The sequence below is a fragment of the Bradyrhizobium nivariense genome, from assembly GCF_029846695.2.
Classification (GTDB): domain Bacteria; phylum Pseudomonadota; class Alphaproteobacteria; order Rhizobiales; family Xanthobacteraceae; genus Bradyrhizobium.
This window is the reverse complement of the sequence record NZ_JARWCR020000057.1, coordinates 42,669-60,717: the sequence shown is the minus strand read 5'-3', so window position 1 is coordinate 60,717 and position 18,049 is coordinate 42,669. Positions and strand designations below refer to the sequence as shown.

General features: G+C 63.8%; 18 protein-coding genes. 2 read left to right on the top strand and 16 right to left on the bottom strand.

What is annotated here, in order from left to right:
- Positions 1–149 precede the first annotated feature (149 nt).
- Both QCM77_RS33620 and QCM77_RS33615 read right to left on the bottom strand, forming a co-directional pair.
- Positions 150–1,148 (bottom strand): tripartite tricarboxylate transporter substrate-binding protein, encoded by a 999-nt coding sequence (locus QCM77_RS33620; RefSeq protein ID WP_279686340.1) that lies wholly within the window; start codon positions 1,146–1,148, stop codon positions 150–152.
- 101 nt (positions 1,149–1,249) lie between these two features.
- The gene (locus tag QCM77_RS33615) at positions 1,250–3,580 is read right to left on the bottom strand and encodes a mechanosensitive ion channel domain-containing protein (RefSeq protein WP_279686339.1); all 2,331 of its coding nucleotides are present in this window, start codon (positions 3,578–3,580) and stop codon (positions 1,250–1,252) included.
- An 869-nt stretch (positions 3,581–4,449) separates the two neighbouring features.
- On the opposite strand from QCM77_RS33615, the gene QCM77_RS33610 reads away from it, so the two are divergent.
- Positions 4,450–4,611 (top strand): hypothetical protein, encoded by a 162-nt coding sequence (locus QCM77_RS33610; protein ID WP_279686338.1) that lies wholly within the window; start codon positions 4,450–4,452, stop codon positions 4,609–4,611.
- Between the two features lie 112 nt (positions 4,612–4,723).
- On the opposite strand, the gene QCM77_RS33605 is transcribed toward QCM77_RS33610, so the two are convergent.
- The 8 genes from QCM77_RS33605 to QCM77_RS33570 form a co-directional block, all read right to left on the bottom strand.
- On the bottom strand, positions 4,724–5,680 hold the full coding sequence (locus QCM77_RS33605; RefSeq protein WP_279686337.1) for a polyphosphate kinase 2 family protein: 957 nt from the start codon (positions 5,678–5,680) through the stop codon (positions 4,724–4,726).
- Positions 5,640–6,659 carry a branched-chain amino acid ABC transporter permease gene (locus tag QCM77_RS33600; RefSeq protein ID WP_279686336.1) on the bottom strand — a complete coding sequence of 340 codons (1,020 nt, stop codon included), beginning with the start codon at positions 6,657–6,659 and terminating at the stop codon, positions 5,640–5,642. The genes QCM77_RS33605 and QCM77_RS33600 overlap by 41 nt, the downstream gene beginning before the upstream one ends.
- Positions 6,656–7,537, bottom strand: coding sequence for a branched-chain amino acid ABC transporter permease (locus QCM77_RS33595; RefSeq protein WP_279686335.1), 882 nt, complete (start codon positions 7,535–7,537; stop codon positions 6,656–6,658). Before QCM77_RS33595 ends, QCM77_RS33600 begins: the two co-directional genes overlap by 4 nt.
- A 13-nt stretch (positions 7,538–7,550) precedes the next feature.
- Positions 7,551–8,255, bottom strand: coding sequence for an ABC transporter ATP-binding protein (locus QCM77_RS33590; RefSeq protein ID WP_279686334.1), 705 nt, complete (start codon positions 8,253–8,255; stop codon positions 7,551–7,553).
- Complete coding sequence (locus tag QCM77_RS33585) at positions 8,255–9,025, bottom strand: ABC transporter ATP-binding protein (protein ID WP_211384621.1); 771 nt, start codon at positions 9,023–9,025, stop codon at positions 8,255–8,257. Before QCM77_RS33585 ends, QCM77_RS33590 begins: the two co-directional genes overlap by 1 nt.
- 31 nt (positions 9,026–9,056) lie before the next feature.
- Positions 9,057–10,379, bottom strand: coding sequence for an ABC transporter substrate-binding protein (locus tag QCM77_RS33580; protein ID WP_279686333.1), 1,323 nt, complete (start codon positions 10,377–10,379; stop codon positions 9,057–9,059).
- 95 nt (positions 10,380–10,474) lie between these two features.
- Positions 10,475–11,179 carry an NUDIX hydrolase gene (locus QCM77_RS33575; RefSeq protein ID WP_279661079.1) on the bottom strand — a complete coding sequence of 235 codons (705 nt, stop codon included), beginning with the start codon at positions 11,177–11,179 and terminating at the stop codon, positions 10,475–10,477.
- A gap of 29 nt (positions 11,180–11,208) precedes the next feature.
- A complete protein-coding gene (locus QCM77_RS33570; RefSeq protein WP_279661078.1) occupies positions 11,209–12,234 on the bottom strand; it encodes an ABC transporter substrate-binding protein in 1,026 nt (341 codons plus the stop codon).
- A 137-nt stretch (positions 12,235–12,371) separates the two neighbouring features.
- Between QCM77_RS33570 and QCM77_RS33565 the strand changes: the two genes are divergently transcribed.
- On the top strand, positions 12,372–12,821 hold the full coding sequence (locus tag QCM77_RS33565; protein WP_279661077.1) for a cupin domain-containing protein: 450 nt from the start codon (positions 12,372–12,374) through the stop codon (positions 12,819–12,821).
- 59 nt (positions 12,822–12,880) lie between these two features.
- Here QCM77_RS33565 and QCM77_RS33560 read toward each other — a convergent pair whose 3' ends face one another.
- The 6 genes from QCM77_RS33560 to QCM77_RS33535 form a co-directional block, all read right to left on the bottom strand.
- Positions 12,881–13,654 carry an anti-sigma factor family protein gene (locus tag QCM77_RS33560; RefSeq protein WP_279686332.1) on the bottom strand — a complete coding sequence of 258 codons (774 nt, stop codon included), beginning with the start codon at positions 13,652–13,654 and terminating at the stop codon, positions 12,881–12,883.
- Positions 13,651–14,169, bottom strand: coding sequence for a sigma-70 family RNA polymerase sigma factor (locus tag QCM77_RS33555; protein ID WP_279686331.1), 519 nt, complete (start codon positions 14,167–14,169; stop codon positions 13,651–13,653). The genes QCM77_RS33560 and QCM77_RS33555 overlap by 4 nt, the downstream gene beginning before the upstream one ends.
- 40 nt (positions 14,170–14,209) lie before the next feature.
- Positions 14,210–15,679 carry a YncE family protein gene (locus tag QCM77_RS33550; RefSeq protein WP_279686330.1) on the bottom strand — a complete coding sequence of 490 codons (1,470 nt, stop codon included), beginning with the start codon at positions 15,677–15,679 and terminating at the stop codon, positions 14,210–14,212.
- A gap of 9 nt (positions 15,680–15,688) precedes the next feature.
- Positions 15,689–16,225 carry a DUF305 domain-containing protein gene (locus QCM77_RS33545; protein WP_279686329.1) on the bottom strand — a complete coding sequence of 179 codons (537 nt, stop codon included), beginning with the start codon at positions 16,223–16,225 and terminating at the stop codon, positions 15,689–15,691.
- Between the two features lie 101 nt (positions 16,226–16,326).
- Complete coding sequence (locus QCM77_RS33540) at positions 16,327–17,112, bottom strand: ABC transporter permease (RefSeq protein WP_279661073.1); 786 nt, start codon at positions 17,110–17,112, stop codon at positions 16,327–16,329.
- On the bottom strand, positions 17,112–17,930 hold the full coding sequence (locus QCM77_RS33535) for an ABC transporter ATP-binding protein (protein WP_279661072.1): 819 nt from the start codon (positions 17,928–17,930) through the stop codon (positions 17,112–17,114). The genes QCM77_RS33540 and QCM77_RS33535 overlap by 1 nt, the downstream gene beginning before the upstream one ends.
- Between the last annotated feature and the right edge of the window lie 119 nt (positions 17,931–18,049).

Sequence of the window (18,049 nt, the reverse complement as noted above, 5' to 3'; positions counted from 1 at the left end):
CGCCAGCGCATAAGCGGGAGTTCATCGACAAACTCGAGCCTCAAACTGCCGTTTGCCACGACGAGCACTTGCCACATCGCTCCAAAACTCCGCAGAACGCCAAATGCGTCACAAGCTCTCAGGATGAGGGAGCGGTATGGGCGACAGCGTTATTCCGCCTTGATATCGGCCGCCTTCACAATGGGCCACCATTTCTCGGTCTCGGCCTTCTGGAAAGCTCCGAGCGCCGCGGGCGTTTGCTGATCGGCCGGAGGAATCTCCTGCCCCAATTCGCCAAAACGCTGCTTGACGGAGGGATCGACAAGCACGGTGACGATGGCCGCGTTGAGCTTCGTGACGATCTCCCTCGGCGTGCTCTTCGGCGCCCAGATGCCGTGCCAGTAGGAAATGTAGAGACCGGGCAGCCCCGCCTCGTCGACAGTCGGGATATCGGGCGCGGAGGCGAGCCGCGTCGGCGATGTCACCGCGAACGCCTTGATCGCACCGTTCTTGTATTGCGGTAGCGAGTTCGAGGCCTGGTCGAACATGATGTCGATCTGACCGGCCACGAGGTCGATCATGGCGGGCCCCGCGCCGCGATAGGGCACGAACTGGAAGTCGGTACCGGTCCTCTCCTTGAAGAAGACACCGGCGACGTGGGCACCCGTTCCGGCGCCGGCTGTGCCGGCGGTGGCCTTGCCGGGATTGGCCTTCAGCCAGGCGATCATCTCTTTCAGGCTGTTGGCCTCGAGCGACTTCCGGCCGACGATCAGCTGCGTGCCCATCGCGATCGTCGCGACCGGCTCGAAATCGGCGATCACGTCATAGGGCAGCTTGAAGATCGCGCCGTTGAGCACATGGGTGCCCCAATGGCCGATCGTGATCGTGGTGCCGTCGGGCGTTGCGCGCGCGACGCGGGCGCCGGCGATGCTGCCGGAGGCGCCCGCCACGTTCTCAACCACGATTGTCGTGTGCAATTCGGCGGCGATGCGTTCGGACAGGATGCGCGCCAGCGTGTCGGTCGGACCGCCCGCAGCGAACGGCACCACGAGGGTGATGGGGCGCGATGGGAATGGCTGGGCGCTGACTGGAGCGGTCCATGCTGCACCTCCGATCAAGGCGCACACGACCATCACATGGCCGCGCGATCCGGCCCACAGCCCCCGCATCAGTCTCTCCACCCTTTTTGCCGCCGGCATGTTGTCAACAGGCTGGAGCCGGAGTGAACGCTGCCGGACGAGCAGAGGCAAGTCGGAATTTAGCGGAGCGACTATCCTGCCGCCCGCCTTGGCGCCAAATTGGCGGCAGCATCGGCCGGCGGCGCGACGTGCATCAAGATGGTCTGGGTCGCCGATGCGACCTCGATGCCGTTCTGCTGGAAACGCTGCTTCATGCGGCGGTTGAATTCGCGCTGCACCGGCCAGCGGCCGGCCTCGGTGCAGCGGATCTGGCCGACGATCGACACCATGGCGCCGTCGACCTTGTCGATGCCCCAGAGCTCGAGATCGCCGCGGATCAACGCGCGGAATTCCACCTCGCGGCGCATCTCGTCGACGATGTCCTTGAGGATCTGACCGGCCCGGTCGGTGTCTTCCTTGTAGGCCACGTTGACGCTGACGGACGCATTGCCGGCGCCTCGGCTGGCATTGGTGATGGTCGTGACCGCGCTGAACGGCACGATGTGCACGGCACCGTCGCCGGCACGGAGCCTGATAGTGCGGATCGAGACGTTCTCGACCACGCCTGATAGCCCGGACACGCTGACGGTGTCGCCGACCTGGACGGTGTTCTCCAGCAGCAGGAACAGGCCGGTGATGAGGTCCTGCACCAGTTTTTGCGAACCGAAACCGATGGCGATGCCGACGATTCCGGCGCCCGCCAGCAGCGGCGCGACATTGACGCCGATCTCGCTCAGCGTCGTGAGGCCGACGACGGTAGCGATCAGGCAGAGCAAGGCCGTCCGCAGCATCGGCTGGAAAGTCCGCAGCCGCGCGGCGCGGGCGTAGTGCCCGTCCCGCGACAGCGAATTGATCTGGCGGTCCAGCAGCGCGTTGCTGGCTTCCCAGATCGCCGCTGCGATGAAAACGGCGACGCCGATCGTCACCACCGCCGAGATCAGCCGGCTGCCGATCTGGCCGCCATAGAACCAGACGATGGCGTCGACGCCCCAGACTTCGAGCACGGCCACCAAGCCGATGAAGGCAATCACGCCCGAGACGATCTTGCGCAGCAGCGGCAGATAGCGGTTGGCGCGGATCTCGAGGCCCGGAAAGCGCTGGAGGATCTCCGGCCTGATGCGGAAGCCGCGGTCGATCAGGCTCAGCGTCAGCATGATGGCAACGCGCGTGATCAGCGCCACCGCGACGGTGCCGACGAAATATTGCAGCAGCAGCGAATAGCCGTTGCGGATGTTCAGCGCCCACACGGCCCACAGCGCAAGGTCGAGCGCGATAGCAAGATAGTGCCAGCCGCCCGCGATGCGGTTGCGTAGTCGCGCCGCGATCCCCTGCCGGTCGGCCGGCGCACGGATGGCTTCGGCGACCTGGCGGCGGCATTGCAGGATGATGACGACGATGAAGAGATGCACGACCAGCATCACCATGCGCAAGAGCGCGGCATAGCCGGCGCGATGCAGGCCGAGCAGCAGCGCCACATTGGCAAAGGCGATGCCGGAGACGCCGACACCGACGATACGGCGCGCCCAGATCTCGATATAGGCGGCGGTTTCGGCCCTGACCGGAAACAAGCCGAACGGTCCCGCCAGCGCGCGGACCACGCAGATGAGCCCGCGCGAGAACGCGTAGGCGTTGACGACCGCGAGGATCACGAGGCGGACGGTGGTGGGCTCGCCGATCTCCGTCCCGAGCAGCGCCGTGGCGACGCCGACAAAGACCAACACGGGAAGCAGCTCGAGCAGGAAGTGTCCCAGCACGAAGGGCAGCCGCAGCATGACCTGCCAGGCCCGCGCCAGGCTGTGGCGGCGCCTGTGCAGTTCGGGCGCGGGGCCGACATCGACCACGGTTGACGGCGGATCGGCAACGGGCAACACCTGCACCGGCAGACGCGCGGCTTGCGGCACGCGTCCTTCCAGGAACGCGACGGGGCGCCGGATCAGACGGAAGATCACCCATTCGGCGCAGAAGGCGCAGCCGAACACCAGCGCGAGCTTCCAGGCGATCTCGATCAGGAGGTTGTAGGCCGCGGGATCGTTCGCGGTCCGCACGATCCAGTAGTAGAACGCCGGGAAGTGCGTGAGCGTCCGCGCCACGCCGGCGATCTCGCTCGAGATCTCGGCGATCTCCTCCGACACCGTGAGCAAGAGCTGCGCACCGAGGCCGTCGGCCGCGAGCGGGATCGGCGATTTCTGCTCGGGCGCAGGTTGCTGCTGGCCGGACGCATTGGCGATCGCGCGCAGCGTGTCGATCATCTGCGCGCGCTTCTTGTCGTCCTGGAGCGTCTCCAGCGCGCGCTTGGCCTCCTCGGGCGACAACGCGGCAGCGCTATGTGCCGCCGGCGCAGGCGGCTCGGCGCGGGCGCTGGAGAGAGAAGAGATCGCGATAAAGAGCGCGGCGAGAAGCGCGGAGGCAAGCTTATGCGACACGAGGGATTCCCTGGGAAAAATGAATGCGACGGCGGCGTCGGGACCGTCACCGCCGAAGCACATGCATCATGTCGGATCGACGCTATTCGCCCGGGCGCTGTGTCGGAAGTTGGCCAATGAGGCGACATTGTCTTGGCATTTGCCGCGGTGCAGGAAGCGGGAACCGCGGTCTCAAGGCGGCAGGTGCAGCGACTGGAATGCAGGCACGCGCAAAATCTCTCCCGTCATTCCGGGAGTCGGCCCGGAATGACGGCGATGAGGAGGAGAGAAGCAGGATGTCAAAACGCCTGTCGCGGCGGCCTCGTCACGGCCATGCGACGTGATCGATGTAATGCACAATCGATGTGGCGATGTGGTGCACAATACAGCGCCGGGCAGGTAGGGGCTATGCCACACTGATGCAGCCCACTAGACCTTGACCCGGCGTGCCGTTCGCGGTTTCTGCCGCTATGCGATAGTCCGAACGAGCTCCATCGCACTTAACGCGGCTGGCTCTGCGGAGGTGGTGTCATAGACCTCCCCTTGCTCTTGATGTGGACGTTGTGTGTCGCATGTTTGCGACCGTTGCTATGCTCCTCCCGTGACACAAAACTGTCAAGCGGGATCAATCGCCCGGGTATCACATTTGAGGACGCGTTCCATCCCGCCGCGACGGATTGGCCGCAGCAGACCACGGAATAAATTCCCTCCGACGGCGTTTGCGTTGGAGAGTCCGTCCGCCTTGCCGCATTTCACGCTTTCCAGAAAGCCAGAAATGAAAGCATCACTTTACATCGTAGTTGTCGCGGTCTCCTGACTGGTCTTCGCGCAAACCTCCACCCGAAAGCTCGACGGCACTCAAAGACATCGAGGCGACATCGCCTATATGGATGATTTATCCGCAGAGTGCAGAAGGCCGCGACGCCCGCAAATGCTTCGACACCGCGATGAAGGACGTGAAGCTGCCGAAATGCGAGAAGTGGGCGAACGACGAGACCGCCCTTCCCGCCAATGTGGAGCGCTTCTGCCACCGGTGGGGCCGCGGGTACTGAGGAGTGGGGGATGATGACATCATGCCCCTGTTTTGCCCGACGGGTCAAACGGTTTCGTTAAATCCGCAAGCGCTGGCGCTGGTCGTCAAGTCATTGATTTCGCTATCCTCGGCTACTGTGCATGGGGTTGTTTTCCCGTTTTTTGTGCTCGCTTGTTGCCCGCCTTCTCCTCTTTCTCCAACGCCTTGCGCACCTCGTCGAATTCGCCCCGCGAGGCCTTGTCGGCGTGGGGGAAACGCAAATCGAGCTTTTCGAGCGCCGCGACGATGGCCGACCCGATCACGACGCGTGCGAACCATTTGTGGTCGGCCGGCACGACATACCAGGGCGCATGAGGCGTTGCGGTGTGCCGGACGATGTCCTGATAGACCGCCTGATAGCGCGGCCACAGTGCGCGCTCCTTGATGTCGTCCATGGAGAACTTCCACTGCTTGGACGGATCCTCCAGCCGGTCGAGGAAGCGCTCGCGCTGCTCGTCCTTGGACAGATTGAGGAAGAATTTCAGCACCACGGTGCCGTTGCGCGAGAGGTAGCGCTCGAAGGCGGAGATGTCCTCGAACCGCTCCTTCCAGATGTTCTTGGTGACGAGCTTTGGCGGCAGCTTCTCCTTGGCGAGGATCTCCGGATGCACGCGCGTCACCAGGCATTCCTCGTAATGGGAGCGGTTAAAGATGCCGATGTGGCCGCGTTCCGGCAGCGCGATCACATGGCGCCACAGGAAATCGTGGTCGAGCTCCTTGCTGCTCGGCGCCTTGAAGGCACTGACTTCGCACCCTTGCGGATTGATACCCTCGAAGATCGCCTTGATCGCAGAATCCTTGCCGCCGGCGTCCATCGCCTGGAACACGATCAGCACCGACCAGCGGTCCTGGGCGTAGAGCTTCTCCTGAAACGCGATCAGCCGCTTCTTGTTGGCGTCGAGAATCTCCTGCGCCTTCTCCTTGTCGAGGTCGCCCTTCTCGTTGGTCTTGTGGTCCTTGAGATGAAACTTGCCCGAACCATCGTAGCGGAATGGCGTGATGTAGCGGTCAAGTTCCTGGGCGAGCGATTTGGACGGCTTCTTGCTCATGAGCGCGGGGCACCTTGCGTTGCGGCTTCAATCGGTCGAGCAAGCTACCAAGGATGCCCTTGGGAAGGAATATGATGAAAAGCACGAGCAACACGCCGTAGACGAGATTGTCCCAGCCGACCGCCTTGGCGCCAAAGCCGATGCGCAAGGTCTCGGCCAGCAGAATCGTGATGACAGCGCCGAAGGTCGGGCCGAGCGAGACGAACAGGCCGCCGACGATGGCTGCGAACACCATCTGGAGCGACACCGCGATGCCGCTGACGGTGTCGGGCGTGATGAACATCTGGTACTGGCAATAGATCGCGCCGGCCAGTGCCGTCATCAGCGCGCTGAGCAGCGTGATCTTCAGCTTCTCCGCGGTAACGTCGACGCCGGCCGCGGCCGCGGCGTCCTCGTCCTCCGAGATCGCCTCCAGCGCATAGCGGGCCATGCTGCGGTCGACCCAGTGCCAGACCGCGATGCCGAACAGCCAGACCCCGAGCGCGATCAGATACCAGGTGATCTTGTCGTCGAATTGCAGCGCCAGGAGCTTGTTGCCCGAGGCCCGGTTCGGCGTGTAGCCGAGCGAGCCGCCGGTATAGTCGCGCGTCGCCGTGATGACCTGGAGCACGATGCCGGAGAGCGCGAGCGTCACCAGCACGAAATAGTGCCCGGTGATGCGGAAACGAAAACAGGGATAGCCGACGATCAGCGCCAGCGCGCCGGCCGCAACCATACTGACGGGAATGCCGATCCAGGGCGACCATCCCAGGTGATTCCAGAGCAGGGCGGTGACATAGGCCCCGATCCCCATGAAGCCGCCATGGCCAAGCGAGACGAGGCCAAACCGCCCCATCATCGACCAGGACGTATAGGCGAACGACCAGATCAGGATCAGCACCAGGATGTGCAGATGATAGGGATCGCGATAGACGAAGGGCAGCGCGACCAGCGCCGCAAGTCCGATCCCCCACGCTGCAAGCCGTCCCGGTCCCATCATCGGCGCCTCGCAAGCAGGCCCGCGGGCCGGATGAACATCATGACGATGAAGAAGCCGAAGGCGAGCACATAGCCCCATTCGAGATCGGAGAATAGGCCGCCGAGCGAGATGATCTCGGCGAAGACGAAGGCGGCGATGAAGCCGCCGATGAAATTGCCGAGGCCGCCGAGCACGCAGATCAGGAAGGTGATCGGCCCGAACGAAAGGCCGACGAAGGGATGCACGTCATATTGCAGCACCAGCAGGCAGGCGGCAAGCCCGGCCAGCCCGCCGCCGATCGCGGACGTAATGAGATAGATGCGCTTGGTATCAACGCCCATCAGCGCCATGATCTGCCGGTCCTGCGAGATCGCGCGGATCGCGGTGCCGGTGAAGGTCCGCGTCATGAACAGATAGACCGCGACCATGCCGACCAGCGCCGCCAGGAAGGACAGAAGTCGTGCGTAGCTGAAATGCATGTCGCCGAAGGCGAGCACCGGCAGGCGGATGCCGAGGTTGCGGAAGTCGATGCCGAAGGCGACGGTGGCAAAGCTCTGGAGTACGAACAGCACCCCGCCGGTCGCAAGCAACTGGTTGATCGGCGGCGCTGTGAGCAGCGGCGCAATCACGAGATAATGCAGCGCCGCGCCAAGCACCGCGACCAGCAGGATGGTGAGCGGCGCGGCGAGGAAATAGCTGATGCCGTAATACTGCACCATGAAATACATGGCGTACATGCCGATCATCACCAACTCGGCGTAGCAGATCCAGGTCACGTCGATGACACCGAAGATCAGGTTGAGCCCGAGCGCGAGCAGCGCCAGCAAGCCGCCGAGCAGTATGCCGTTGATCACGGCCTCCAGCAGGTAGATGTCGAAAATGTCCAAAAATGCTTGCATGCCTGCATGAACCTCACACCCCGAGATACGCTTCCTTGACCGTGTCGCTCGCCAGCATCTCGGCCGAGGTGCCTGAGGCCCTGATCGTGCCCGCCTCGATCAGATAGGCACGATCGACCACCCGCAGCACCTGCTGCACATTCTGCTCGACGATCAGCACGGTCAGCCCGCTTGCGCGGATCCGCTTCACCAGCTCGAACACCTGCTGCACCACCACCGGCGCCAGCCCCGCCGACGGCTCGTCGAGCAGCAGGAGCTTTGGATTGGACATCAGCGCGCGGCCGATCGCGCACATCTGCTGCTCGCCACCGGACATGGTGCCGGCCATCTGGTGGCGGCGCTCCTTCAGCCGCGGAAACAGGTCGAACACCACATCCAGCCGCCCGGCATAGTGGCCGCGCGCCTGTTTCATGAAGGCGCCCATCTTGAGATTGTCGTCGACCGAGAGCTGTGGAAACAGCCGCCGGTTCTCCGGCACATGCGCGATCCCGAGACTGACGATCTTGTGTGGCGGCGTCGCCACGACGTCGATGCCCTCCATCGTGATCGACCCACGCGAGGGGCGGATCAGGCCGGAAATGACGCGCATCAGGGTGGTCTTGCCGGCGCCGTTCGGTCCGATGACGCCGACAGCCTCGCCGGCCCTCACGTCGAGATTGACGTCGAACAGCGCCTGGAACGTGCCATAGCCAGCGTTGACGGCGCGGAGCTCCAGCATCACTGCCCTCCCGCGCGGCGGCGCGCTGCGGCGGCCGCAGCTTGCGTGGTCTCGGCATCGGTGCCGAGATAGACCTCGATGACGCGCGGATCGCCGGCAACGGCACTCGGCAAACCTTCCGAGATCTTCTCGCCGTGATCGAGCACCATGACGCGATCGACGACGCGCATCAGCACGCCCATGATGTGCTCGACCCAGATGATGGTGATGCCGAGCTCGTCGCGGATGTTGCGCAGCATGTCGGCCGCCTGCCCCATCTCGGCCTCGTCGAGACCGCCGAGGCTCTCATCGGCCAGCAGAAGTTTTGGCGCGGTGGCGAGTGCTTTCGCCAGTTCGAGCTTTTTCAGGCCGGCTGCGCCCAGGCCATCGACGCTGGCATGACGATCAGTCGGCAGGCCGACCATCGCGAGCGATCGCTCGGCCGCCTCCTCGGCCCTGGCGCGGCTGTGGCGGCCCTGGCCGTAGAAGCCGGCGAGCGCGACGTTTTCGAAGATCGTGAGGCGGCGAAACGGCCGCGGGATCTGGAAGGTGCGGCCGATACCGCTGTTGATGATCCGGTGCGGTGCGAGGCCCGCGATCTCGGAGCCGCCGAACAGGATCGAACCGGACGTCGGCGCCAGCGTGCCGGAGAGCATGTTGAAGATGGTGCTCTTGCCCGAGCCGTTGGGGCCGATCAGGCCGAGGATCTCGCCCTGATCGACTTTGAACGACACATTGTTGACGGCGGTGAAACCACCAAACCGTTTCACCAGCCCGCTGACTTCCAGCACCGTCCCGCTCTCCTTGCTCCGCGTAGTTGCGCTACTGGTTGCTGTAGGTGGTGCCCTTCGGCAGCGGCAGCACGGCCTCGCGCTGCGCCTGGCTCTTGGGCCACACCACGGAGGATTTGTCATCGATGTACTGGATCACGACCGGGAACGAGCGCTCGTTCTGGCCCGCCATCGGCGTGCCCTCGCCGTAGAACTTGACGCCGAAGCCAAGCATGGTACCGCCCTCGGGGATGTCAGTGTCGAGCGCGGCCTTGCGCAGCGCATCCGGATCGACCCCGCCATATTTCTTGATCGCGCGCGGCAGTACGTCGTTCATGAACACATAAGTGTTGGACGCACCGATGCCGACATGGGCCGAGCGGATAGCGACGCCGGGCCGGATCTTGTCGAACTCCTCGCCGACCATCTTGATCACAGGCGGGAGCTTGGGGTCCATGGTCTTCTGGTTGGCAAGCCAGATCGAGATCGGGTCGGTGTTGAAGATGTAGGTGGCATCGGCCCCCATGCCTTCCTTCAGCTTCTCATAGACGCCGTAGCCCGCACCGTGCCCCATCAGCGCGCCGAACTTCAGGCCCTGCTCGCGCGCCTGACGCAGCAACAGCGTGATATCAGGGTTGTAGCCGGTGTGGAAAATGACGTCGGGCTTGGCGCGCTTCAACTTGGTCACCAGCGCGGAGAGGTCAGGCGCGGTGGCCGAATAGCCCTCCTTCATCACGACGTTGAAGCCCGCCTTCTTCGCGCCGGCCTCGTTGCCCTTGGACACATCGACGCCATAGGCGCCGTCCTCGTGAATGATGGCGACGCGTAGATCCTTCGGCTCCTTGTCGAACTTCGTCTTGGCGTTCTGCGCGATGAAATCCATCGTCATCATGCCGAACTGGTCGCCGCTCGCCTGCGGGCGAAACACGTATTTGTAGCCCTTCTCGTTGAACACGGCCGACGAGATGCAGGTCGTCATCCACATGAACTTCTTGAGCTGCTCGACGCGGGCCGCGACCGGCACGCATTGCGCCGAGGAGAAGAAGCCGAGCACCATGTCCACCTTCTCCTGCTCGAGCAGGCGGACGGATTCGTTGATGGCGATGTCGGGTTTGCTCTGCGCGTCGGCGTAGACCGCCTCGATCTTGTAGCCCTCGACGCCGGTCCTGGCGAAATGATCGAGGACGATCTTTGCGCCGATATAGCCGAGCTCAGAACCGCCGCCGGCGAGAGGCCCGGTCAGGTCGAAAACGACGCCGATCTTGATCTTCTTCTCTTTGCCTTGATCTTGGGCCTGGGCGGAGACCGCCAAGCCCGTCGCGGCAATCGCGACCAACAGCCCACGTACCAAACGGGCAGCCATGCGCACGCGCATCAAAACCTCCCTGGACGATTGTGCATTGCATTCTTTTTGCTTTTGCTTTTTTGTCCATCACATGGGCTGAGCGCAGCGATGTCAAGCCTCGCGCATCAGCGCGACGCGAACTGCTGCTCGACGAAGGCCGTGACAAATCGCGGCATGGACGGCGTGAGATCACTCATCCCACGCACGAGATGAATGGCCGACAGTTCAGGCTCGACCTCGCGCGCCAGATTGGCTTCGATCCGCGCACGCGCCACGTGGCCCGGCAGGTCCAGGTTGATGACCTGCATCATTGCAATCGTGGGGCCGGTGACGACACAGTGCCAGTCCGGTTCGGCCCGGTAGTCGGCCGCGGTCAGCCCGGTCTCTTCCTCGAGTTCGCGGACAACGCTGCCGGAAATGTCCAGCGTGTCGCCCCTGACGTCGTCGAGATCGGGCGTGCCCGACGGGAAATAGATGCGCCCCGCATTGGCGGTGTGCTGCGCCATCTCACCCATGATGAAGGCGCCGTCGGAGGCGCGCAGCGCGCCCATGCCAAAACCATTGAACACGGCCTTGTCGGGAAAGCCCCAGTCGCGCCAGGCGAGGAAGCTCGCGAAATCGGTCTCGAAATAGGTCGCGGCGAGATGGCCGTCGGTAAACACGGCATCGCGCCCGAGCAGGACGCGGCCGTTCCAGATTTTTGGCCGCTCACGCTGCTTCTCGGCGAAATGCGCCGCGATCTCGGCGCCGCGCTCCTCCGCGAACGGCCAGGCGATCGGCCGCACGGCAAGATCAAGCGTCGTGACGCGATGGATGATTGGTGACGTCATGACGCCTGATGACCACGCCTTCGCGTCAGTTATTTGGCGCTCCCCGTGGTCTTCTTGGCCTGCTCGACGTATTTGTTGGTAAAGGTCTTGGCGACGTCGATCTTGGCGTTGGCCACCTCGGGCGAGCCAACGCTGAACACCGCGAGCACGGCGTCAGCGCCCTTCGGGTCCATCTTGCCGGTTTCGGAGAACATCGGGATCGTGTTCTTCAGCGCCGCGAGATAGAGGTCCTTGTTCTTGCCGACCGTCTCCTCCGGCATCTTCGCCATGATCTCCTCGGGCGAGTGCGAGTGGATCCAGGCGAGCGTGCCCAGGATCGCGTTGGTGAGCGCCTGCGTCTCCTTCTCGTGGCCGGCAATCCAGGCTGCCGTCGAGTACAGCGCGCCGCCCGGATATTCCCCGCCGAACGTCTCGAGCGTATCCTTCTGCGTGCGGGTGTCCGAGAGGATGCGCAGATCCTTGTGGCTGCCCTGGAGCACGGTCACGGAGGGATCGAGCATCACGGCCGCGTCGATCTGGCCCTGCTCCATCGCGGCGACCGCAGTGGCGCCGAGGCCGACGCCAATCACGGCGGTGCCGGCGGGATCGAGCCCGTTCTTCTTGAGCATGTATTTGAGGAAGAAGTCCGTGGAGGAGCCGGGCGCGCTGACGCCGACCTTCTTGCCGGCGAGGTCCTTGATCGACTTGATCTCGCTCGTGTGCGAGGGCGAAACCACCAGGACGAGACCGGGATAGCGGTCATAGACGACGAAGGCCTGGAGCTCCTGCTTCTTGGCCGCGAGGTTGACACAATGGTCGAAATAGCCGGAGACCACGTCGGCGCTGCCGCCGAGCACGGCCTTGAGCGCGTCCGAGCCACCCTTGAGGTCCACCAGCTCGACGTTGAGGCCGGCCTTGTCGTATTCGCCGAGCTGTTTGGCCAGCACCGTCGGCAGGTAGCACAGACAGGCGCCGCCGCCGATCGCGATGGTGACCTTGCTTTGCGCCGCGGCAAGACCGGTGGTGAGCGTCAGCGCGAGCAGCGCGCCGGCGAGCCTGGCAATCGTGTTCTTCATTGGTTTCCTCCGTTCGGCTGGCGGCACCATAGAGCAGCGGGACCGGCTTGAGAAGCATGGCCTGAGGCACTGGCCATCGGCCTTTCGGCGCAATAGCATGGGCTCACAAGAACAATTCTTGATGGGGAGGATCATCCATGAATCGCCTTGCAATCGGGCTGTCGATCGCCATCGCTTTTGCCGCCGGGTGCGGCGCAACCCACCTGCTGCGGCCGGCGCTGGCCGCCGAGAACATCACTCCGCAGATCATCCACACCGCCGAGATGGAGGGCGATGCGCTCGGGAACGCCAACAATGTCGGTTATCGTTCCAAGATGTTCGCGAGCGCCGACGGCGCCACCATCTCGATCCAGGTCGGCAATGTGCCCAAGCACATGCATCCCAACACCAACGAGATCCAGTACATCCTGGACGGGACCGGAACGATCTGGCTCGGCGACAAGGAAGTGACGGTGAAGCCGGGCGACCTCGTCATTATCCCGAAGGGGACGCCGCATGGCGGCACCAAGCCGATCAGCGGACAGGTCAAGGCGATTGCGATCAAGACGCCGCCGCAGGCGCCGGATGATACCAAGCTCTTGGATTGAGCTTTCGCACTGCCCGGAGGCTCGCGCCGATGCGCGGGCCTGCATGCTGAATGTCCGGGCTAGATCGGGCGCGCCTGCTTCCGGATCTCGTTCGCGATCGGCTTGAGGGTATCCCCCGGAAGCTGGCCGACGAGCGTGTAACCCATGCCACCATCCGCCCACACGAAGCCCGCGACACCGCCGGTCGATTGCGGCATCATCGGCGTATCCAGATTGCGGTTGCTCATCGGCCGCGTCAGCACAACGAGGCGGTCGCCGCGATCATCATCGTACATGAACATCGCAGCCGGACCATGCGACGTCGCAACCAGGCGACCGCCCATCAGCCGATAACCCGAGACGGAGAGATCCGGCACCTTCACCTGCTGCTTCAACCGGTTCGAGACCCATTGCGTGAGCTCCGCACTCTCGGACGCCCTTATCTCGACCGGCCGCACACGATCCGGTGCGTAGACGCCATAGGAATAGGCGGCCTCCTGTGCCAACGCAGAAAGTCCGTTCGAGCCATCCTGCAACGCGCTGCGCATGGTCCACCCGCCGAGGCCGCCGATACCGAGGAGCAACATCGCGGCGATCGCTCCCCATACCCGCAGGGGACGCCGTTTTCGACTCTGGATGATGCGCGACAGGTTCAGCTCGGCCGGCAACGGCTCGTCGGCGATTGACGCCAGCGCGCCGCGCAACTGCTCGCGCTGGGTGGCGAAGGCCGCGACACGTCCGGCGACATCCGGATGATCGTCGAGATAGGATGCGACCTCCGCGCGACGCTCGGGCTCGAGCGCCTGGTCCACAAAGGCGTGGAGATCGTCCTCCGTGATCGGCCGCTGGTTCATTTCGAGCTCCGCAATGCCACAACATTTCCCGGCGCAACGCCATCCATCTCCTGCTGCAGCCTGTCTCGCGCGCGTGACAGGCGCGACATGACCGTACCGATGGGGACGTTGAGAACCTCCGCGGCGTCCGCGTAAGAGAGATCCTCGACCGCAACCAGCAACAACACGGCCCGCTGCTCCTCCGGGAGTTTCGCAAGCTTGCGCAGGACATCCTGATAGATCAACCGTTGCTCCTGCGCTGCCGCACTCACAAGCTCCTGCTCGCCTGCTTCGTCAATCGGCATATGCCTGCCCCGCGCGGTCGCCCGGCGGAATTGCGTGAACGCCAGATTGTGGAGGATGGTGAACAGCCAGGCGCGCACGCTGCCGTCGCGCCGCTGATGCCAGCGACTGACGGCACGCTCCAGGCAATCCTGAACCAGATCGTCAGCCGCCGCGCGATCGCGCATGAGCGCGCGCGCATAGCGGCGGAGCGCGGGGATCAGCGGCTCGACCTGAACCAGCATGTCCTTCATGAAGCGTTCCGCCTGCTCTCCGTTGCTGTTCGGCTGGTCGTCATCGCGCCTCGATCTGGACCGCCTCGCCCGGCATGGCCGCATCGCCGGACGCTATCACCAGATAGCGCTTTGCTGCCGCGGCAGACTGATCGACGATCTGCCGGATCGGACCGGCCGCGTTGACGATAGCGGATCCGGCCGGATTGGTCATGAACGCCGCCAGCGGCTGCAACGGGCCACTTCCATCTCCACGCTCCGCCAGGGCAAGCACATATTTCTGCCTGGGCTGAAGTCCCGTCACCGACGCCTGCAAGATCTGGATCAAGCCCTGATCGAACAGCGACACGCTGGTCGGCGCCTTGCCATCCTTTGCAGCATCCTTCGATCCGAGCGTGAGATGAGCGACCTGGCCGGCAACGCCGAGGGCCTGCAAGTTCTGGCGGTCATCAGGGTTGGGCGCAGCATTTGGAACATAAGCGATCGCCTGCGGCGCCTGGCCGATCGCAACGTTCCCGATCACTTTATTGGTCGCGGTGTCGATCGCCGCAAGCGCGTCCGCGTTCTCCAGTCCTACATAGATGCGAGTGCCGTCGCCCGACGGCCAGACGCCGTGCGGCAGATTGCCGACCGGAATCGTGGCGACCTGCGAGAAGTCGTCGGTGCGAAACACCTTCACTTCGTTCAGGCCGCCGATGGTGACATAGGCGAATGTGCCCCTGGCGGTGTGCGCGAAGTTGACGTGATTGGTGATCGGACCGGTCTCGATCGTCTTGATCGCGTTGAACGGCGGCCTGGCGTTGAACACCTGGGTCCGGCCGACATCCTTCAGCGTGAACCACACTTGGTCTCCATCCGGCGTCGCCGCGATGTTCGGACAGAACGGGCTCTCCTGTTTCACCGTGGCGGTGATCTTGTGCTCGGCTACCGAGACAACGTCGGTCTCGGGATTGAAGGACGAGCAGATGTAGCCGTACTTGCCGTCGGGTGAGAAAATCTGCATGCCCGGTCCGTTCGGCGTCGTGATGCGGGTTTTCTCCTCGAAGCTGGTCGGGTCGATGACAGAGATGTAGTTTTCGCCGCGGACGGTGACCCAGACTTCCTTGCCGTCAGGCGTGAAGAACGCCTCGTGCGGCGATCGCCCGATATAAGTCGTGTGCTTGACCGCGTTGGTCGCGGTGTCGATGAAAGTCACCGAATTCGAGCCGATCGACACCACGGCCAGGGTCTTGTGATCGGGCGAGAAGCCCATGCCATGCACGAGCACCTGCCCCTTGTAGAGGGGGCTGAAATTGCCGGGCTGTGGCTCGCCGAGCCGGATGACACCGAGCAGCTTGTTGTCCACGGGATCGGTGACCGAGACCGTATTCGAGAACTGTTCTGCGGCGTAGACGCGGTCGTGATGGCTGATCGGAATGTCAGGGGCGGACAGCGCGCCCGGCGCCTGCCCCGCCCATGCGACGGAGCCGGTGGCGAGCATGGTGGCTGTCAGGAAGATGCTCTTCATCATATTGTTTCGTGACGTGGTCATCTGCGGCTCCTACTTCTTCATTCCGGTGGACATATCCATCTGCATGCCCGGATGATGATGGGTGCTGGCAACTGGAACGGATGGCGGCTGCGTCGGGGCAGGCGTGGTGTCCGTGGCCGGCTCGCCGATCGCGAGCTTCATGGCCGCGATCTCCTGCATCTGGTCGACGATGATTTCCTGGGCGATGCGCCGAAGCTGCTCGTTCTTGCCATAGCGCAACTCGATCACCGCCATGTCGATCGCGCCCTGATGATGCGGGCCCATCATCGCGACGAAGTCGCGGTCGATATCGCCGGTCGGCTTGGCCGCCATATCGTTCATCATCCTGGTCATCGCGACTTCGTTTTCGTCCAGGAATGCATGCTCCTCCGTGCTCAGCGCAGCCAGCGGGCTCGCCGGATGAGACTCATGCGCGAAAACGAGTGGAGGGAGTGCGAATGCGATCAGAATGCGCGCGGCAAAGAACGCCGTGCCGAGGCCGGGCCTGGGCCATCGGCATCGGCTTGCGAGCGCCGTAACGGCGCGGCGAAACTGTAACGGGTGCATCCTGAACTCCCATGCAGGTGGCTGCATGGGGGTATGACGCGTGGGCGCGCGTTCTATTCCGGCTGGCCAATCACGTAAATGTCAGCGGGCAACGAGGTGGCTTAGCCGCGCCCGTCCACCGTCGGCCGCCAAACCAGCAACCTGCGCTCCACCAGCGTCACCCCAAAATCGATCAGGATGACAAAAGCCGACAGCACGAACATGCCGGCGAACACGCCGGCGACGTCGAATATGCCTTCAGCCTGCTGGATCAGATAGCCGAGGCCCGCCGCCGATCCAAGATATTCGCCGACGACCGCACCGACCACGGCAAAGCCCACCGAAGTGTGCAGCGAGGAGAACATCCACGACAGCGCCGAGGGCCAATAGACGTGCTGCATCAGCTGCCGCTCGCTCATGCCGAGCATGCGGCCGTTGTCGAGCACGGTACGGCTGACCTCCTTGACGCCCTGATAGACGTTGAAGAACACGATGAAGAACACCAACGTCACGCCGAGCGCGACCTTGGACCAGATGCCGAGGCCCAGCCACAACGCGAAGATCGGCGCCAGCACCACGCGCGGCAGTGCGTTGACCATCTTGACGTAAGGATCGAACACCGCGGCGACCAGCGGCTGGCGCGCGAACCAGAAGCCGATCAGCACGCCGCCGAGCGATCCGATCACGAAGGCCAGGATCGATTCCGTCAGCGTGATGCCGAGATGCTTCCAGATCACGCCGCTCCAGAACCATTTGACGATCTGCTCGAACACATCGACCGGATTGGAGAAGAAGAACGGTGGCAGTAAGATTTTTCCGAAGATGGGAACGGTCGACAGCAATTGCCACAGCACGAGGGAGACGATCGCGACCAGGACTTGCAGCGCAAGCAGCGTGACGCGCGACATCAGACCGCCTCCGCCGCTTGGGTGGACTGCGCATAGCCCTTCATGACCTCGTCCTTGAGCACGCTCCAGATCTCGCGATGAAGCGCATGGAACTCCTTGTCCAGCCGCACTTCAAAAATGTCGCGCGGGCGCGGCAAGCTCACGCGCCAGTCGCCGATGATGCGGGAGGACGGCCCCGCCGACATGATCACGACGCGGTCGGCGAGTGCGATCGCCTCTTCCAGATCATGGGTGACGAACAGCACGGCCTTGCGGTCGGCGTTCCAGAGGTCGAGCAGCAGATTGCCCATCACCTGCCGGGTCTGCGCATCCAGGGGCCCGAACGGCTCGTCCATCAGCAGGATCTTTGGATCGCGGATCAGCACCTGCGCCAGCGCCACGCGCTTGCGCTGGCCGCCCGAGAGCATGTGCGGATAGCGGTTGGCGAAGGCGCCCAAGCCGACCGAGGTCAGCCATTTTTGCGCCCGCGGCAGCGCCTCGCTGCGCGGGGTGCCCCTGACTTCGAGCCCGATCGCGACGTTGTCCAGCGCGGTCTTCCATGGGAACAGCGCATCGGCCTGGAACAGATAGCCGGCATCCCGGTTCAGCCCGGCGAGCGGCTGGTTGAATATCTTGACACTCCCGGCAGCCGGCTTCAGCAGCCCGGCCGCGACGTTGAGCAGCGTCGATTTTCCGCAGCCGGTCGGGCCGACGATGGCGACGAACTCGCCCTGTGCGACCGTCAGATGCGCCTTCTCCACCGCTGTATAGACCCGCCCGTCCCCCAGCCGGAACGCAACCTTGGCATCTTCCAGCGCCACCGCCATGGGCGTTGTCATGTGTTCCCTCCGAACTTGGCCCGATGCCTTACCCGCTCGCGCGGCCAAGTTCAATCAAGCCGCCAAGCGTGGTACGCATGGGCCTCGTCATCCCCTCCCTCCCGGGACGGGTCAGCGCA